21 protein-coding genes and 1 rRNA gene are annotated in these 17,424 nt (G+C 46.7%); 10 read left to right on the plus strand and 12 right to left on the minus strand.

Translation table 11 applies throughout. The features are described from left to right. The 5 genes from rrf to ACYVFD_RS34635 form a co-directional block, all read left to right on the plus strand. Nucleotides 1-104, plus strand: a 5S ribosomal RNA gene (gene rrf, locus ACYVFD_RS34615); the annotation flags it as partial. A gap of 123 nt (nucleotides 105-227) precedes the next feature. After that, nucleotides 228-719 (plus strand): (2Fe-2S)-binding protein, encoded by a 492-nt coding sequence (locus ACYVFD_RS34620; protein ID WP_461095199.1) that lies wholly within the window; start codon nucleotides 228-230, stop codon nucleotides 717-719. A gap of 2 nt (nucleotides 720-721) precedes the next feature. After that, nucleotides 722-2,878 carry a xanthine dehydrogenase family protein molybdopterin-binding subunit gene (locus ACYVFD_RS34625; protein WP_461095200.1) on the plus strand — a complete coding sequence of 719 codons (2,157 nt, stop codon included), beginning with the start codon at nucleotides 722-724 and terminating at the stop codon, nucleotides 2,876-2,878. 97 nt (nucleotides 2,879-2,975) lie between these two features. Continuing rightward, entirely contained in the window at nucleotides 2,976-3,281 is a 306-nt protein-coding gene (locus ACYVFD_RS34630) for a hypothetical protein (RefSeq protein ID WP_461095201.1), read from the plus strand. Nucleotides 3,282-3,334: 53 nt separating this feature from the next. Further along, nucleotides 3,335-3,631: an antibiotic biosynthesis monooxygenase family protein gene (locus ACYVFD_RS34635; RefSeq protein WP_461095202.1), complete on the plus strand. Its 297-nt coding sequence runs from the start codon at nucleotides 3,335-3,337 to the stop codon at nucleotides 3,629-3,631. Nucleotides 3,632-3,710: 79 nt separating this feature from the next. Here the strand turns inward: ACYVFD_RS34635 and ACYVFD_RS34640 are convergent, their stop codons facing one another. Next, entirely contained in the window at nucleotides 3,711-4,085 is a 375-nt protein-coding gene (locus ACYVFD_RS34640; RefSeq protein WP_461095203.1) for a hypothetical protein, read from the minus strand. A 310-nt stretch (nucleotides 4,086-4,395) separates the two neighbouring features. On the opposite strand from ACYVFD_RS34640, the gene ACYVFD_RS34645 reads away from it, so the two are divergent. Continuing rightward, complete coding sequence (locus ACYVFD_RS34645; protein ID WP_461095204.1) at nucleotides 4,396-5,478, plus strand: Gfo/Idh/MocA family protein; 1,083 nt, start codon at nucleotides 4,396-4,398, stop codon at nucleotides 5,476-5,478. Between the two features lie 109 nt (nucleotides 5,479-5,587). Further along, entirely contained in the window at nucleotides 5,588-6,442 is an 855-nt protein-coding gene (locus tag ACYVFD_RS34650; RefSeq protein WP_461095205.1) for a M23 family metallopeptidase, read from the plus strand. A gap of 80 nt (nucleotides 6,443-6,522) precedes the next feature. Here ACYVFD_RS34650 and ACYVFD_RS34655 read toward each other — a convergent pair whose 3' ends face one another. The 11 genes from ACYVFD_RS34655 to ACYVFD_RS34705 form a co-directional block, all read right to left on the minus strand. Next, nucleotides 6,523-8,172 carry a D-alanine--D-alanine ligase family protein gene (locus tag ACYVFD_RS34655; RefSeq protein WP_461095206.1) on the minus strand — a complete coding sequence of 550 codons (1,650 nt, stop codon included), beginning with the start codon at nucleotides 8,170-8,172 and terminating at the stop codon, nucleotides 6,523-6,525. Nucleotides 8,173-8,234: 62 nt separating this feature from the next. Continuing rightward, complete coding sequence (locus ACYVFD_RS34660; RefSeq protein ID WP_461095207.1) at nucleotides 8,235-8,567, minus strand: DUF5615 family PIN-like protein; 333 nt, start codon at nucleotides 8,565-8,567, stop codon at nucleotides 8,235-8,237. Continuing rightward, nucleotides 8,551-8,787, minus strand: coding sequence for a DUF433 domain-containing protein (locus ACYVFD_RS34665; RefSeq protein ID WP_461095208.1), 237 nt, complete (start codon nucleotides 8,785-8,787; stop codon nucleotides 8,551-8,553). Before ACYVFD_RS34665 ends, ACYVFD_RS34660 begins: the two co-directional genes overlap by 17 nt. A 12-nt stretch (nucleotides 8,788-8,799) precedes the next feature. Further along, nucleotides 8,800-9,066, minus strand: a complete 267-nt coding sequence (locus ACYVFD_RS34670) for a NifU family protein (protein WP_080056888.1) — start codon at nucleotides 9,064-9,066, stop codon at nucleotides 8,800-8,802. A 41-nt stretch (nucleotides 9,067-9,107) separates the two neighbouring features. After that, complete coding sequence (locus ACYVFD_RS34675; protein WP_461095209.1) at nucleotides 9,108-10,211, minus strand: Mrp/NBP35 family ATP-binding protein; 1,104 nt, start codon at nucleotides 10,209-10,211, stop codon at nucleotides 9,108-9,110. Nucleotides 10,212-10,279: 68 nt separating this feature from the next. Beyond that, the gene (locus tag ACYVFD_RS34680) at nucleotides 10,280-11,281 is read right to left on the minus strand and encodes a GSCFA domain-containing protein (protein ID WP_461095210.1); all 1,002 of its coding nucleotides are present in this window, start codon (nucleotides 11,279-11,281) and stop codon (nucleotides 10,280-10,282) included. A 73-nt stretch (nucleotides 11,282-11,354) separates the two neighbouring features. Continuing rightward, nucleotides 11,355-12,020, minus strand: a complete 666-nt coding sequence (locus tag ACYVFD_RS34685) for a Uma2 family endonuclease (protein WP_461095211.1) — start codon at nucleotides 12,018-12,020, stop codon at nucleotides 11,355-11,357. Between the two features lie 88 nt (nucleotides 12,021-12,108). Further along, a complete protein-coding gene (gene rplI, locus ACYVFD_RS34690; RefSeq protein WP_461095212.1) occupies nucleotides 12,109-12,552 on the minus strand; it encodes a 50S ribosomal protein L9 in 444 nt (147 codons plus the stop codon). A 96-nt stretch (nucleotides 12,553-12,648) separates the two neighbouring features. Then, complete coding sequence (gene rpsR, locus ACYVFD_RS34695) at nucleotides 12,649-12,900, minus strand: 30S ribosomal protein S18 (protein ID WP_012925715.1); 252 nt, start codon at nucleotides 12,898-12,900, stop codon at nucleotides 12,649-12,651. A 12-nt stretch (nucleotides 12,901-12,912) separates the two neighbouring features. Continuing rightward, on the minus strand, nucleotides 12,913-13,275 hold the full coding sequence (gene rpsF, locus ACYVFD_RS34700) for a 30S ribosomal protein S6 (protein WP_461095213.1): 363 nt from the start codon (nucleotides 13,273-13,275) through the stop codon (nucleotides 12,913-12,915). A gap of 119 nt (nucleotides 13,276-13,394) precedes the next feature. Beyond that, on the minus strand, nucleotides 13,395-14,336 hold the full coding sequence (locus ACYVFD_RS34705) for a hypothetical protein (RefSeq protein WP_461095214.1): 942 nt from the start codon (nucleotides 14,334-14,336) through the stop codon (nucleotides 13,395-13,397). A gap of 126 nt (nucleotides 14,337-14,462) precedes the next feature. On the opposite strand from ACYVFD_RS34705, the gene ACYVFD_RS34710 reads away from it, so the two are divergent. From ACYVFD_RS34710 to ACYVFD_RS34720, 3 genes are all read left to right on the plus strand, one after another. Continuing rightward, entirely contained in the window at nucleotides 14,463-15,122 is a 660-nt protein-coding gene (locus ACYVFD_RS34710; protein WP_461095215.1) for a YggS family pyridoxal phosphate-dependent enzyme, read from the plus strand. 139 nt (nucleotides 15,123-15,261) lie between these two features. Continuing rightward, entirely contained in the window at nucleotides 15,262-15,639 is a 378-nt protein-coding gene (locus ACYVFD_RS34715) for a DUF423 domain-containing protein (RefSeq protein ID WP_461095216.1), read from the plus strand. Between the two features lie 108 nt (nucleotides 15,640-15,747). Then, nucleotides 15,748-17,343, plus strand: a complete 1,596-nt coding sequence (locus tag ACYVFD_RS34720) for a peptide chain release factor 3 (protein ID WP_461095217.1) — start codon at nucleotides 15,748-15,750, stop codon at nucleotides 17,341-17,343. Nucleotides 17,344-17,424: the final 81 nt, after the last annotated feature.

A 17,424-nucleotide genomic window follows, 5' to 3' on the forward strand; every position in this document is an offset into this window, starting at 1 on the left:
TGTTAAGGCGGGTGAACACCTCTTTCCATCCCGAACAGAGCCGTTAAGCCCCGTACTGCCGATGGTACTGCTGTCACAAGCGGGAGAGTAGGTAGGTGCCACCTTTGAAATCAGGAGGCCTGTCCAGTCGGACAGGCCTTTTCTGTTTTAAAATCTTCTGAATAAGTAGAGATAGAAAATCAGTTCCTTTTCTTACATTCGATCTCTATTGTCAATTCAGCAAATTCATGGCTCTCTTCAAACTACTCGTAAACGGTCGCAACTATCAGGCTGATGTAGATCCTGATACACCACTTTTATGGGTGCTTCGCGATCATTTTGGATTAGTCGGTACTAAATATGGATGTGGAATTGCCCAATGCGGTGCCTGTACAGTACACCTAAACGGCGAGGCTATCCGCTCCTGTGTGTTACCAGTCTCAGCAATCGGTAAGTCAAAAGTTACGACGATTGAGGGATTATCGTCAGATGGAACCCATCCCGTTCAATTAGCCTGGGATAAAGTCGATGTACCCCAATGTGGCTATTGTCAGGCCGGCCAGATTATGACGGCCGCTGCACTTCTGAAACGCAATCCGAAACCAACCCAGTCCGAAATCGATGAAACCATGACCGGAAATCTCTGTCGGTGTGGTACATACCATCGAATTCGGGAGGCTGTCAAGGTAGCTGCTGAACACCCTGTATCTAGTGGTACTAAACCCTCCAAAACGAAATAGTCATGCAAACGATAGCGAATACCAATCGGAGAAACTTTCTGAAAATTGCATCGCTTGCAGGTGGCGGTTTAATTTTAGGCTTTAACTGGACGGGTGCCGATGCTGCTGTTCCCTTAGCTGAGACTGGAGCCGTTGCGGTACCGGGCGCTGATTTAAATAGTTATCTGTCCATCAACCCGCAGGGTATTATCACCATTTTATCGCCCAATCCAGAAGTGGGTCAGGGGATAAAAACCGCTTTCCCGATTATAGTAGCCGAAGAACTCGATGCCGATTGGACGAAAGTGATTGTTGAGCAAGCGCCACTCGATACCAAGAAATTTGAGCGACAGGTAGCCGGAGGGAGTGGTTCGATTCCACATTCCTGGAAACGCCTACGGGTGGCTGGGGCAACGGCTCGTCAAATGCTGATGGAAGCTGCTGCTAAACGCTGGAACGTACCTGTATCGGAGTGTTCTACGGCTAAAGGCCTAGTAATGCATAAAGCCAGTAGTCGACAGTTGAGCTATGGCGAATTGGCAACGGAAGCTGCTCAACTTACGGTGCCCGCTGATGTGAAACTAAAGGAAATTAAGGATTTTAAATTAATCGGTAGTACAGTCAAAAACGTTGATAACCCAAAGATCATCACGGGTAAACCGCTTTTTGGATTGGATTTCTACCGGGAAGGCATGGTCTTCGCCATGTTGCAGCGCCCAGCCTTTGGCTATAAATTGAAGTCGCTGGATGCCAGTGCGGCAAAAGCTATGTCCGGCATTATCGATGTAGTAACGTTCGATAATAACGTGGCGGTTGTAGGAAAATCGACCTGGCAGGTTAAAAAGGCTAAAGATGCGCTGAAAATTGAGTGGGAAAAAGCCGATGCCCTGGAAAGTACGGCCGACCATAACCGGCTATTCAAAGAAATGCTGGATAGTGGTGAAGCTACGGTTCGACGGAAGGATGGCGATGTGGAAACGGCGTTTAAGAATGCCGCAAAGGTGATTAAGTCGGAATACCAGTGTCCGTTCCTGCCACACAACCCGCTGGAACCAATGAACTTTTTCGCCCACGTTCGCCCAGATGGGGTAGAACTGGTAGGACCAACGCAAACACCCGAGCTAGCCCGTAACGAAACCGCTAAATTATTAGGTATATCACCCGATAAGGTGACAGTACAACTTACCCGAATGGGGGGCGGTTTTGGCCGACGTCTGAAAGCCGATTATGTACTCGAAGCGGTACAGGTATCGAAGTTGGTTAAAGCACCGGTTAAACTCATCTGGACGCGGGAAGATGACATGACGGGCGGCAGCTACCGGCCAGCCGTTCGCTATCGGTTCGAAGCGGCTTTGGATGCCCAGGGCAATATGACTGGCTATAAATTGCGGGGAGTGAGCATCAATGCCGGTAACGCTACGCGGGAAGACAACTTTCCATCGGGGGCGGTCGATAACCTCCTGATCGATAGTGTCGACCATAAATCACCAATCACCACAGGGCCATGGCGGGCGCCGATCACTAACTTCCTGGCTTTTGCCGAGCAGTCATTTTTAGATGAAGTTGCTCAGGCAGCCGGAAAAGACCCGGTTCAATTTCGACTTGAATTGTTAGACAAAGCCAAGCAAAAACCAGTTGGTGCGATCAAGTACGATATTGATCGGATGAAAGGGGTTATTGAGCTAGCAGCTGAAAAATCGGGATGGGGTAAAAAGAAAGGACCCGATGGGAAACCACTTGCCCAAGGCTTCAGTGTCTATTTTTCGCACCGGTCGTATGTAGCTCAGGTGGGCGAAGTGGTGATGCAGAAAGGTAAACCGGTTTTACAAAAAGTATATTCGGCAGCCGATTGTGGTGTGGTCATCAATCAAAGTGGTTCTCAACAGCAGGTACGTGGATGCGTAGTCGATGGTATTGGTCATGCCATGTATGGAAACATTTCCTTTAAAGATGGCATCCCACAGCAGAAAAATTTTAACGAGTATCGACTGATTCGGCTGGCTGAGATCCCTGAGGTTGAAGTACATTTTGTACAAAACGAAATTGAACCTACCGGCCTTGGTGAGCCCTCGTTGCCTCCTGCCGGAGCCGCCGTTGCCAATGCAATCTTCAAAGCCACTGGTAAACGGCTACGTAGTCAGCCCTTTATAGAACAGGACGAATTCAAAGGCGTCTCGTAACAGAGAATGGATAATGTAGAATGATTAATGAATAACGCTAATAAACCCATTATTCATTAATCATTCTACATTATCCATTCGTTAACAAGCCGAAGCCATGTACGTCGAACGGAATGTATTCTATTTGAAGTTTGGCAGTGCGAGACCTGCTGTCGATATGTGGAAAGCGTATTTACAGCGCGTCCATGAGCGAAATAATAAAATCTTTGCCCGCCTGTTAACCGATGTTTCGGGAAGTGGCTATACGATCATACTTGAATTATCCTACGAAACGTTTGCCGAAGCCGAACCCTCGCAGTGTCGGCTAACCCATGAAGCAGATTGGAAAGACTTCTATCAGCAATTTATTCCACTTTGTGAAAAGTCGGAGCGGACTTACTATAAGTTACAGCTTGCATTTTAAGCATTTTCATAATTACTCAATAAATAAATCACTCACGTTTAACTGATTAACGAATGTACGCACGCGTTATCCAATTCCCTTTTAAACCCGAAAGTATTACTGAGGCCGTTACGTATTTTGAGGAGACGGTTGCCCCAGCTTTACAAAAGCATGAAGGTTTTAAAAGTAGCCGGATGCTTAGTAATCCAGAGACGAATAAGGGCTTGATGGTCACCCTCTGGGATACCGAAGCCAATCGACAGGCGGCCGAAACAAATGGCTTTTTGCAGGGTGTTATCAAGCAAATGAGTAATTACTTCGCTGGTCCGCCAATGATCGATTATTACGAAGTAAACGTTCAGGTTTCCTAGTTAGATTAAACCTGAATCCGTTAGAAATAACAAAGCCCAGATGCAAATCTGGGCTTTGTTATAACACACTAGTTTATACTTACTGCATGGCGACAATACGTGTTATCTTTTGAACAGGTGCTGGCCCTAAGGTAATTTGTTTAACGATACTGCCTTCATCGGATTTGAATTCTAATTCATACGTACCATCGACCAGATTATCGACATTCAATTTTACGGCGTAGACGGATTCATTTTTGCTAATACTCCGACGGAACAATACTTCATTGCTTTTGTTTCGCAGCATAATCAAAACTGGTTTTTCGCTATTCTTATTTACCGCCACCCGGATTTGATTATTGGCGGTCACAAAGGCACTGGCATCAAATGAAAGCCCTTTAGGCGTAGTTGGGTTGGTTAAGGTAGAGGCACTTACCAAAATGGAAGCGACAACTTTGCTCATTAGTGTTAACATGGCTGTATTGTGTTTAGTATTTTAGAAAATGATTGTTTACTAGTCAATCACTTTGGTCCAAAGGACATGCCAATTAGTTAATATATTGATAGTCAATGGTTTGAGTTTATTGCTATAGCTTCTTGTTGTCCGTATGTGGACAAACGTCGTTCACTTACGGACGAAAGTAGAGCAGGTATTACGCGTGTGGAGATCAAACGTACGGATTGAAACGTAGCTGATGATATGCTAGCCATAAAGCGGGATAAAGTGAAAATGGTAAGCTATTTTTGTTGCTTCTGACTTGATTCAAAATTGATTTTCCTTCAGTATGTCAAATAGTACTAATCCCCTACGGGTGCTCGTTGTCGGATGTGGCAACATGGGCGCATCGCATGCCATCGCTTATAAAACCATCGGTGGATTTGAGATTTGTGGTATCGTATCTACCGGTAACAGTAAGATTGTTCTGAACGAACGTCTGGGTGGTGGATATACCCTCTTTGATGATTATAAAACCGCACTGGAGGCCACAAAACCCGATGCCGTTTGCATTTCGACCTATCCTGACACGCATGAACAATTTGCGCTGATGGCGTTCGGGCAGGGATGCCATGTATTTATGGAAAAACCTATTGCCGATACGGTTGACGGGGCAAAACGCGTGATGGAAGCCGCACAGAATGCCGATAAAAAATTAGTGGTTGGCTACATTTTACGCCATCATCCTTCCTGGGAAAAGTTTGTTGAAATTGCTCAGCAGCTAGGAAAGCCACTGGTGATGCGGATGAACCTCAATCAACAGAGCCATGGAACGATGTGGACGGTACACCGGAATTTGATGAAAAGCTTAAGTCCGATTGTCGATTGCGGGGTGCATTATATTGATGTGATGTGCCAGATGACACGGTCAAAACCGTTGCAGGTCAACGCGATAGGCGCCAGGCTTACCAACGATATTCCGACCAATAATTACAACTACGGTCAGTTACAGATTCGGTTTGAAGATGGTTCGGTTGGTTGGTACGAAGCCGGTTGGGGGCCTATGATGAGTGAAACTGCCTTTTTTGTGAAAGACGTAATCGGGCCGGACGGTTGCGTATCGATTGTGGCCAAAAATGCTGGAGCAACTGGCAAGTCGGATAATGTAGATTCCCATACGAAAACAGAATCACTACGCGTACATCGGGCTAAACTCAATTCGGAGGATCAATTTGTAGAAGCCGATACCTGGATCGACATGCAGGATGAGCCCGATCACCAGGAGTTATGCAATCGGGAGCAGCGTTATTTTCTGAGAGCTATTCAGGAAAACCTAGACCTGACCGACCATATGCAGGACGCGGTCAATAGCCTGCAAATTGCCTTCGCCTGCGATGAATCCGTACGAACCGGTCAGCCAGTTATGTTATAAAGGGCAAATATATGCAACTGAGGGAAAGCTTACAGACCGTGTTTAGCTAGTTAGTCAGCGATTTGTAAAAAAGAATGTACATTTAGCAAAATATAAATGTACATTCACTATGGAAAAGACTATTTATCAGATTGCTCTAGTAGGGTGTTTAGGTCTGTTGTCTGCATTTTCAACGGTTCCCATGGCAGTTGAGCCACAACGTGCTTCGGTGAAAGTTGAACAAGGGGGCATGGTGCGTTGGGCATCAACTTGTACGCGATGTTCCATGGGCTCAAAAAGCTGGAAAGCGCTAAATGGCAGTTGTTATTTCCCGATTGATATGGCGAAATCCATCGGTAATTACCGGGTTTATAGTTGGAATAAGCAAGGACGGCGGCAGTCGGGCACAGTTGAAGTTGTGAAACGGGAGTTTATTCACGAGGATTTTAAAGATTTTCCGAAGCTTGAATATGTCGATGTATCGCCTAAAAACATTGCCCGCGTGCGACGTGAACAAAATCAGGTGATGCCTTTATTTCGCCGAGCCGATGCAAAAGCAACCTTCGATTTGCCACTTGGCGCACCGGCCAACCCACTTCCGAAAGCGGAAAATAATTTCGGTGCTTTTCGGACATTCAATGGCAAGCCACGCAATCGCCATACGGGTGTCGATTATCCAATAGCGGCAGGGGAGCCTACGCTGAGTTTAGCGGATGGCCGGGTTGTGTTGGTTGGAGAACATTTCTTTGGTGGGAAATCTGTGTATGTTGATCACGGTAACGGCCTGATTGCCATGTATCTTCACCTCCAATCGTTCGCCGTTCATAAAGGCGAGCAGGTGAAAAAAGGTCAGAAGCTAGGCGAAGTTGGTGCGACTGGACGTGCAACGGGCCCGCACCTGCATCTGGGCGTTCGCTGGCATAATATACGTATTGATCCGTCTGTTCTCTTGACCGACCCTGCTAAACTACCTCAGATTCAATAGGAGAGAGCTTGTTGCTAAATCAGACTAGAAAACAAGGGTCCCGAAAGTTCGAGACCCTTGTTTTCTAGTCTAATTACCTACTAAATATACCGTTCTGTGATATGCCGCGTCCGTTCAGTGGTTTCAATTAACAACGGATGGCGTGGTTGACTGAGGGCAGTCTCCAGCTCGGCAATGGTTTCTTTAAAGAGTAAATTAACCGGTATTTCGTGTGCTTCCAGTTTGCTTTTGATGTACATCAACGATGGACGAACCGTACCCGAAGCGGCTAGTTCATTATACTGCTGTTTGGCTGCCACAAACTGCTCATCACTAGTGCCAAACGAAATCACCCGTTCGGGCAGTGGGTTTGCCTTTCGGCTGGCTAGCTGAGCATCCAGACTGGCCAGTAAACCCTTTAGATGGAAGGTATCTTTGCCAGTGCGAATGCGTTCGCGTAGGGATTGGCGGATGAGGTAGGTCAGCGAATCGGCCAGGTTAAGGCCAATCTCAGCCATCTGCTTAAATATCAGCGACGAAGGCGACATGCCCGGAATAGTATTGGGATCATGTAGCAGTACATCACCGGCAGGAGTCAGAAAGCCGTCAATCCGTGCATAAACATTGATACCTAGCCGGGTAAATACCTGTTCAACGTTCAGTTGTATCTTGCGGTTATTTTCTAAACTTGTCTCAACCGGAATCCGCTTTTTGGTGGTATTGAGTTTGTATTTCGACTCAAAGTCAAAACTCGTGACATTATAGATTTCGGTCGGTGGTAAGGCTATGGCAACCTGGTCATCGTCCTGTATTACGCCACAGGAAAATTCCTGCCCGGTAATAAATTCCTCAAAAAGCACTTCATCTTCAGCATTCAGCGATGCCAGACTAATCGAAGGGCCATTTTGAAGACTATCAAATTTTTGGATGAAGTCTTTGGGATGTTTAATCACGTCGCCGGTTTGTTCAACGACCACCGGGAAACTAATGCCCGAGTCCAGACTCACCATTTTCTGGGCCTGCTCCTGTTTTTCATCCGCCGATAAATTGCCCCATTCGCTTAGCTTGCTCCAACCGTCGGGCTGGATGGTCATGGTGAAAAAGCATTGCTCCACAGCTCGGCAAAACTGCTCCAGATCGGCTTCCCGTACAATGGCTACCCCGATAGAAGAGCCTTGGTGCGGAGCTTTGACTACGATGGGTAGTCCTAAATGTTCGGTGAGCGATTGAAAAAACTGCGCTTTGTCGGTCTGTTCATACGCATCGCGGCTAATGGTTGCCGTTTTCTTTTGTTGACCATTGGCGAGTGCGATCAATTCATTTTGCAGGATTTTATTGATACCCACAGCCGATCCCACTAGGCCAGGACCTGTATAGGGCATTTTGTACCATTCCAGCAACCCTTGTATAGCACCATCTTCACAGTTTGGGCCATGCATAGCCAGAAAGGCCATATCGAAATGCTCACGGAACTGTTCAGGACGGATTTCAGGTAAGGTAGCATCTAGCGCATCTGGGCTTAGTGATTCATCATACACCGAAAAGCCAGAATCATCCTGAGGCAGCGCATCCCGTAATGAAGGGGCTTGTAAAAATTCAGGCGAAACCGGCCGAAACCGTCCTTGCCCATCGACAAAAATAAGAACCGGCTCGAACAAGCCTTTATCTAAATTCGCTAACGCTGTGCGGCCACCCGCAAACGATATCTCCCGCTCCCGCGCCGGACCACCGAAAAAAATGCCTACTTTCACTGAATTGATGAGATTTTACGGTTGCAAAGAAACAAAAAAAACGCCTGTTTGGGCGTCTAAACTTAATTACGAGAAGGTTTAAGGACTGTTGCGCCTGGGGCTAACGGCTGTTGTAACAAATCAAGCAATAGTGGAACGGTCAATTTTAAAATAGGATAAGCATTCGTATAGGTATCCAATACAATTATTGGAGTTGGGTACTTAACAAGATTTTGCTGAAACCTAAGATTTTTGTCACACGTAACTAAGGCATCGAAATTGAAGTCAATTAATAGTTGAAGTACATCTTCATCTTCATTCCCGTCTCGCCTTAATTCTCGAATTGTATATACATCGTGGTCAGCTAAATCTTGCCTGAGTTTCTTGGGTACGTTCTCGTCAAGCAATAGCCTCATATATACTATTGAGGTTGTGTGCCGTTAGTAAGCGTTCCGCTATTTTCAATGTAGCAATGACCTGCTCTTTTGATACAGTTGGGAAGTCATCTAAAAAATCATCTACTGATATTCCTAGTTCTAAATGGTCGAACAAGGATTGGACAGGCACCCGTGTTCCTTTAAACACGGGTATTCCTCCCATAACTTTTGGATTTATTGAGATAACATCCGGTAACATAGCCAGACTCGTTTAAAACGCAGGGGTAATGTTGACAGCTTCGACTTTGGTGATTTCGGGTACTGCTCGTAGGATAGCTTCTTCTAAGCCGCCCTTAAAGGTCATAGCCGACATAGGACATGAGCCACATGAGCCTATCAATTCGAGCCGGACGGTTTTGTCGTCGGTAACTTCCAGTACTTTCACATTACCGCCATCAGCAGCCAGATACGGGCGCATGCTGTCGAGGGCGCGTTCTATTTTCGTAATCAGTTCGTCGTTGGTAACTACCGTTTCCATTAAAAAGTTGATTTACGGTAAATTTATACGTTCTATGCGATTTATGCAACCTGTACCCGTTCGGTACGGTCGAGGGATGCATTGCGGATGGCTACCTGTTGGGCTACCGCTTCGGCCGTTGCCCGGAAGGCTTCACTGGCAATTGGCTCGCCAACGCTGATGGCAGGACGACCTTCATCGCCAGCTTCCCGGATACTCTGCACCAGCGGAATCTGACCAAGCAGTGGAACGCTGAACTGGTTGGCCAGGTATTCGCCACCCCCTTTTCCAAAGATATAGTATTGGTGGTCAGGTAATTCGGCAGGGGTAAAGTAAGACATGTTCTCAATCACGCCCAACACCGGCACATTGATCTGTGGTTGACGGAACATGGCAAGGCCTTTGGTCGCATCGGCCAGCGCTACCTTCTGCGGGGTCGTTACGATGATGGCTCCGGTTACTGGCACCGTTTGAACCAGCGTCAGGTGAATGTCCCCCGTTCCTGGAGGCATATCGATCAGAAGATAATCTAATTCGCCCCAGTCGGCATCAGAAAAGAATTGTTGTAAAGCTCGTCCGGCCATCGTTCCGCGCCAGATAATGGCCTGGTTGGGATCAACCAGAAAGCCCATCGACAACATTTTGATGCCAAATTGCTGCACGGGCTCCATTTTCGTCTGCCCGTCTACCTGAAAAATACGCGGCTGAATGTTCTCAGCCCCAAACATCGTAGGCATCGAGGGACCGTAAATATCGGCGTCGATAATCCCAACTTTTGCCCCGGATTTATGCAGCGCAATCGCCAGGTTGGCCGTGACCGTTGATTTACCTACACCCCCCTTGCCCGATGAAACGGCGATGATGTTTTTTACACCCGGCAGGGTAGGAGCATTATTTCGGGTTGAGGTCACGTTGGACGTCATATCGACTGTTACCTGTATATCGGCTCCAATATGTGTATGAATGGCGTCTTCGCAACGTTTTCGGATCACTTCCTTCAGTGGGCAGGCAGGTGTGGTCAATACGACAGTAAAACGAACGGAGCCAATGCCAAGCGTTACATCGCGGACCATGTTAAGCGAAACAATATCGCGCTTTAAATCAGGTTCTTCAACGGTACTGAGCGCCCGCAGAACGGCTTCTTGTGATAATCGGTAATCGGACATTCCGGAAAATGTATAATGAATAATGTACAATGCATAATTCAAGAAATCAGTGGCATAAGGGCCATTGATCATTGAACATTATCCATTATACATTTTTCTAAACGCCCACGTACCTCAGCCAGTTCCGCCGAGACGTCTATTCGGTTCGATAATGTTTCTAATTGCGACAGTAATTTTGTCAGAAACTGCTGATGTGCCAGACTCGCTTCGCCGTACAGTGGGCGATGGGCCATTGATTTGCTCACCTGCGCCCATTCGGCAACAAAGCTCCGAAGCTCAGGATCAAATGTACTTTCGGCAAACTTTTCAAAAATATAATCCTGTGCCTGCGAGTTTGGGTGGATCAAATCGGCTTCATAAAACCGATAGTCCCGAAGATCGTCCATCATCAGTTCGTAGGCTGGAAAATAAAACACCCAGTTGTTCCAAATCGTAAGCTCATGCGCAATGACGCGTAGCGTAGCTTTGCTAACGCTATTAAGCGGCAGTGTATCGCGCGTATGCCGAACCGGACTTACCGTCAGAACGATTTTCAGGGACGGACTGGCTCTATGGAGCAGTTTCAGCAATCTTGCCAGATCGTCGCGGAGGTGATCAATCTGGTACAGGTATTTTTCGAAAAACTGCCCCGGCATTTTATGGCAATTGGCAACCACCTTTCCAGTCTCAATATGTCGGTACACGATTGCTGATCCAAGCGTAAGTAGCAAGAAGTTCGCCTTCCGAATGGCTTCGGCTGTGTTGGTCAGCGTGTTTATCAGCTTTGTTCGGAGTTCATCCCGACTGGTCGCCCAGAGAGATGAATGAAAATCATAATGGAACCAGATACCATCCCGTTCAACATACAAATCCGCATCAGGCTCTTTGCCATGTAAGGCCAGCGTTAGGAGTTTGGTTATTGAAACAGGGTTAAAAATAGTCCCAAACGGATTGGTCAAAACCGCCAGTTTATGATTGGCTAATCGGCTTCCTATAGCCTCTGCAAAACAGGAGCCCAGGGTTACAATTCGGCTCGACAAATTAAGCTGGCAGGGGAGGATTTCGGGCGAAAAATCAGTATGAAGTTTCATACTTTTTAAACAAATAAACGGGCCATTTAGGTCCGTTTATTATTGGAATTTTTGCTTTGCTATGCACTGATAATCAGATAGTAAGAATGGCTAGAAGCGCTTCGTTACTAGCCGATTCATCAAACACCGCACGTACAGGAATCCGGAAGTCTGGTAACACAATGCTTTCAATTTTATAGTCAATTCTGTGGGTATTGTCAAGGGCAAAAGCCTGTAAATCCGTGTCGAGACTATTCTGTTCAATGAGTTGCTTGCGCGGATCTACGATCCAGTATTCTCGAACCCCATGCGCAGCGTAATCCTCGAACTTGATGCCGCGGTCAATCTTCTCAGTACTCTTAGAAAGAACCTCAACGACCAAATCCGGCGCAGGGAACTGCATCATTTCACTATCAAAATCCTGCGAACGAGCGGCTGTCCAGAAACAGATGTCGGGTTCATAATCGTTGCGTGTCAGGGAAACCAGCGCTTTTTCTGAAGCGACACGGCCTAGCCTATGTTTAATAACATACGTACTAAGTAGTCTATATAAATTCCCAACGGCGGCCCAATGGCGCTCTTTAGCAGGCGACTGCATGATGATGGCTCCGTTAATAAACTCGGCCTTATGGTCTTCGTGAATCCAGTTGTAAAAAGCCTGCCGTTGCTGCTCCTCTTCACGTAGGGCAACTTCAGCCTGTTGCATAAGCAGCTTGAGATTAGGTGCTTCTAGTAGGTGATCTAAATCGAGCGTGGCCATTAGAACGGTGTTTTACTCAAATATAACAAAAAACCGACCCGCTTTGTCGGCTGACAGGCGGGTCGGTTAGGCTTGAAGTCGTGAGCGCTTATTCGGCCGAAACGACTTCGAATTTCACTTTGTGCTTCACATCTTTATGCAGGTCCAGTGACGCTTCATAGCTACCCAAGGTTTTTACATCGTCAACGGTAATTTTCTTCCGGTCGATGTCGAAGCCTTTTTCACGAAGGGCTTCAGCTACCTGCGTGTTGGTTACCCGACCGAAGATTTTGCCGCTTTCACCCGCTTTTGCAGGAATCGTGAGGGTGGTTTCGCCAATAGCTTCTGCTAACGCCAGTGCATCGTTCTTGATTTTCTCGGCTTTGTGAGCAGCCTGACGGATGTTTTCAGCAACAATCTTTTTGTTCGATTCAGTTGCCATCACTGCATACCCCTGAGGAATCAGGTAGTTGCGGCCGTAACCGGGCTTCACCGTAACGGTATCGTTTTTGTAGCCCAGGCCGGCAATATCAGTTTTTAAAATGATGTCCATTTTTAGAAAAAGTTGTCAAGTTGTCAAGTCATATAGTTGTATGGTTAGTGTGCGTCAGCAAACTTTATTACCAGACAACGTTATAACTCTAAAACTCTATTTTAAAGAATCGCCTACGTAAGGCAGGATGGCTAAATGACGAGCGCGTTTGACAGCCTGGGCCACTTTACGCTGGTTTTTGAGGCTTGTGCCGGTCAGCCGACGGGGCAGAATTTTACCCTGTTCGTTCAGCAGTTTCAGCAGGAAGTTACCATCCTTGTAATCGATGTATTTGATACCGGCTTTCTTGAAGCGGTCGTACTTTTTGCGGTTCTCGGTTTTCGAGACAGATTCGTTTTGTAAGCTCATGATCGGGACCTATCAGGCGTTTTCGGTTTGTTTTTTCTTACCCACTAAGCCATTGCGCTTCTTTTCGTTGTAGGCAACAGCGTGCTTGTCGAGCGAAATCGTCAGGTGACGGATCACGCGTTCATCGCGCAGATACTCGGTGTTGAGTTTCTCGATGAGGGTTCCCGGAGCCTTGAACTCGAAAAGTTGATAGTAACCCGTGTTCTTGTGCTGGATTGGGTATGCCAGTTTGCGCAGACCCATGCTGTCTTCATGAACAAGTTCCGCACCGTTGTCGGTGAGCACTTTCCGGAACTTGTCAACGGTGTCCTTCATCTGAGCATCAGATAAAACGGGAGTTAAAATGAACACCGTTTCGTAGTTATTCAGAAACATTTTTTGAATTGGTTGAAATGAGGGCGCAAAGATATGAAAAAAAATAGCAAAGGGCAAGGGGGATTGGGCATAGGGTGAAAACAATCTTTCACCCTATGCCCAATCCCCCTTGCCCTTTGCTATTTCACCGTAAACTCGCCTTCACCAATACGGAAGCCTTCGCAGTAGATTTCGATGACGTGTTTTCCTTCGTTGAAGCGTTGGGCACCCCGCCCGAAGATGAAATCTACTGTTTGGCGGCTGTTGTCGAAATTGAACCGCTGCATGGCGGTGTAGATCATGCCCTGACCACCATAGGTGAATTCGCCGGAACCAGTAGCCAGGTCCGAAATGACAGCGCCATTAGGGTCCAGAATTCGCATGTACAGTTCTTTTTCTTCCTGCTTGGCCAGTCCGTTAGGAGCCAGGCGAACCGATACTTTTATTTTATCGATTCGTTTGGCTTTGTAGGTGCCACCATCTTTCTCCTTACCACGCTTGTTGATAGCGTCTACCGAAATAGTTTCGGCTCGTAGTGCAGCCGCTATGGTCACTTTTTCAGCCAATTCCTGATTTTTGGTCGACACTGCTACGACAGAATCGCTTAGGGTTTGCCGTTCGGCTTTAAGTCCCGTGTTCTCCTCGGCAAGGGTGGCATTCTGTTGGGTCAGAACGCCATTTTCTTCCTTCAGACGAGCAATTTCCTGGTCTTTCTGGGCCAGCAATACCTGATAATTTCGTATCTTCTGGTCGTATTTTTTGCTATCGAAGGAGCCAACATTCCGTAGTTCTTTTTTATCGACTTCCAATTGGGCTTTCACTTTCATTAAGGAATCGATATTACCGCCAAGCTGTTGAATCTCTGCGATTTTAGCGTCCAACTGAGCTGAAATTGAGTCAAGCTTTGTTTTTGCGATCAGGACTTCTTCCGTTTTAGCGGCAATCGTAGCATCTTTGGTTTTATTATCCTGCCGTTCCTGATAATAGAAATACAAAAGCAGTACGTTAAGAGCCGCCAGTACGAGCAATGCGACCAGTAAGTAACTACGACTATTATTTCGTGGTTGGGGTCTGGGTTCCATGGAATATGGGTTAAATGATCAAGTTATGGTTAAAATCCTTACCAAAACTAGCCCGGAAGGTGGTTTATTGTCTTGTTTTGCACAATAATACTAAACGATTCGTAGAAGGTCATAAAATAAGCACCTATGATTGCCGAAGCCATTCATCAGATTGAGGGTTCATTGCCGGACAATGCTAAATTAATTGCCGTCACAAAAACTAAGCCAGTAGCCCTGCTGAGGGAAGCCTACGTTGCCGGTTGCCATCGATTTGGTGAAAATAAAGTGCAGGAGATGGTGGAGAAGCAACCGCAGTTGCCCGCCGATATTGAATGGCATCTGATCGGGCATTTGCAAAGCAATAAGGTTAAATACATAGCTCCGTTTGTTGCGTTGATTCACTCGATCGACAGCCTGAAACTCCTACAGGAGGTGAACAAACAGGCCACCAAACACAACCGGATTATCAACTGTCTGTTACAGATTTACATCGCTGACGAAGAAACCAAATTTGGCCTTTCGCCCGACGAAGCAGAAGCCTTACTCAAAGCCCCGGAATTGGATATGCTATCGAATATTCGCCTGATTGGCCTGATGGGACTAGCCACGAATACCGACGATGAGGCACAGATTCGTCAGGAGTTTCGGGGACTGAAACAATTGTTTGACCGATTGGCCCAGATCGAGCACCCCTTCGTACGGTTTCGCGAACTCTCGATGGGTATGAGTGGGGACTATCGGATTGCTTTGGAAGAAGGCAGCACCATGATTCGGGTTGGGAGTGCAATTTTTGGAAGTCGCGCTTGAACTGCATTAACAGCCTGGTAAGATCTAGGTAATTTTTTGATTACACTGATTTTGTTCGTCTATTCGCAGTCAGAACAAAATCAGGCTAATCAGTAAAATCATAAAAATCCTGCCGGGCCGCCGAAGCGGTTCAGACAATATGAAATTTTTCCTTCAATCAGGTGCCCTGTTAGGGTTGTTGGGCGTTGCGCTGGGTGCGTTTGGAGCACATGCTTTGCGGACAATGCTGGAAGCGTCGGGCCGGACAGCCACGTTTGAAACCGCCGTTAAATACCAATTCTATCATGCCCTAGCCTTAGTACTGGTAGGATTGCTGATGCATACATTTGGCAGCAACCCTTCGATCGTGAAACTGCTAAACTGGGCCGGATACTCCTTTTTAGGCGGGGTTATCATTTTCTCTGGGTCCTTATATGTGCTATGCTTCACTGGTATTACGTGGTTAGGTGCCATTACTCCTTTAGGCGGATTGGCCATGATAGCTGGTTGGGCACTTTTATTGTGGGCGTTTGTTTAGAATGATGAATTATGAATGATAAATGATGATTACAAGAAGTAGCAATCATCATTTATCATTCATAATTCATCATTCTCTTCGTAACTTTGCCCTCTGATTCTGAGAATAATGCAAACGAATATACAGGCTGAAACCGCTCGTCGGCGGACGTTCGCCATCATTAGTCACCCGGATGCCGGGAAAACCACACTGACCGAAAAACTGCTGCTTTTTGGGGGAGCCATTCAAACGGCTGGGGCGGTCAAATCCAACAAAATCAAAAAGACGGCTACGTCGGACTTTATGGAAATCGAGAAGCAACGCGGTATTTCCGTAGCTACTTCGGTGATGACCTTTGAGTACGATAACCTGAAAATCAATATTCTCGATACGCCTGGTCACAAAGATTTTGCGGAAGATACCTACCGGACCCTGACGGCCGTCGATAGTGTCATTCTGGTGATCGACTGCGTGAAAGGCGTAGAGGAACAAACCGAGCGGCTCATGGAAGTTTGCCGGATGCGCGACACGCCGGTGATCATTTTCATTAACAAACTAGACCGCGAAGGCCGTAATCCATTCGATCTGTTGGATGAGCTGGAAGATAAGCTGAACATCCGGGTTCGCCCCATGACCTGGCCGGTCAATATGGGATCGGATTTTAAGGGCGTGTATAGCCTGATCGAGAAAAAGTTATATTTTTTTAAAGTCAATAAAACGAAAGTTGAAGACGATGTACTGCCGATTGAGCTGGAAGATAGTCTGCTCGATATAAAAGTTGGCGAACGCGATGCCGCCCAACTTCGGGAGGATGTTGAACTGATCGAAGGGGTGTATGATCCGTTCGATCGGCAGGCGTATCTGGATGGAAAACTGGCCCCAGTATTCTTTGGATCGGCCGTTAACAATTTCGGGGTGAAGGAGTTGCTGGAAGGCTTCTGCGACATTTCGCCCGAACCGATTGCTCGCCCAACCGATAAGCGGGAAGTTCAGCCCGGCGAAAAAGCGTTTAGTGGATTTGTCTTTAAAATTCACGCCAACCTCGATCCACGTCACCGCGACCGAATCGCCTTTCTACGCATCTGTTCGGGTGTATTTGAACGGAATAAGTTCTACCATCATACCCGGCTCGATAAAAATGTGCGATTTGCCAGCCCATTCAGTTTTATGGCCGATAGCAAGAGTGTGGTCGAAGAAGGATTTCCGGGCGATGTAGTGGGCTTGTATGATACCGGTACATTTAAAATCGGCGATACACTGACTGAAGGCGAAGAGTTACAGTTTCAGGGTATTCCCAGCTTTTCGCCCGAAATCTTCAAGGAACTGGTCAATCTCGACCCAATGAAGTCGAAGCAATTGGACAAAGGTATTCAGCAGTTGACCGATGAGGGTGTTGCCCAATTGTTTACGCTGGATTTAGGTAATCGGAAAATTGTCGGTACGGTTGGTGAACTTCAGTTTGAAGTGATTCAATACCGGCTGGAGAATGAATATGGTGCCAAATGCCGCTGGGTACCGCTGAACTACACCAAGGCCTGCTGGATTACCTCCGAAAATCCGGCTAAGCTGGCTGAATTTATCCGGTTGAAAGGGAATCAGATTGCCTATGATAAAGATCGAAATGCGGTCTTCCTGGCGGAATCGGACTGGATGCTGCGAATGAACCAGCAGAATAACCCCGACATTCAATTCCACCTGACGTCAGAATTTAAGGTAGCGGTGTAGGTTTGGGATTTTATAGAGTTTCTGCCGTGCTGATAAAACTCATTAGCCAATAGCGAGTTGTTATAGGTATTACTCACGTTA

It is taken from the genome of Spirosoma gilvum, assembly GCF_054776815.1.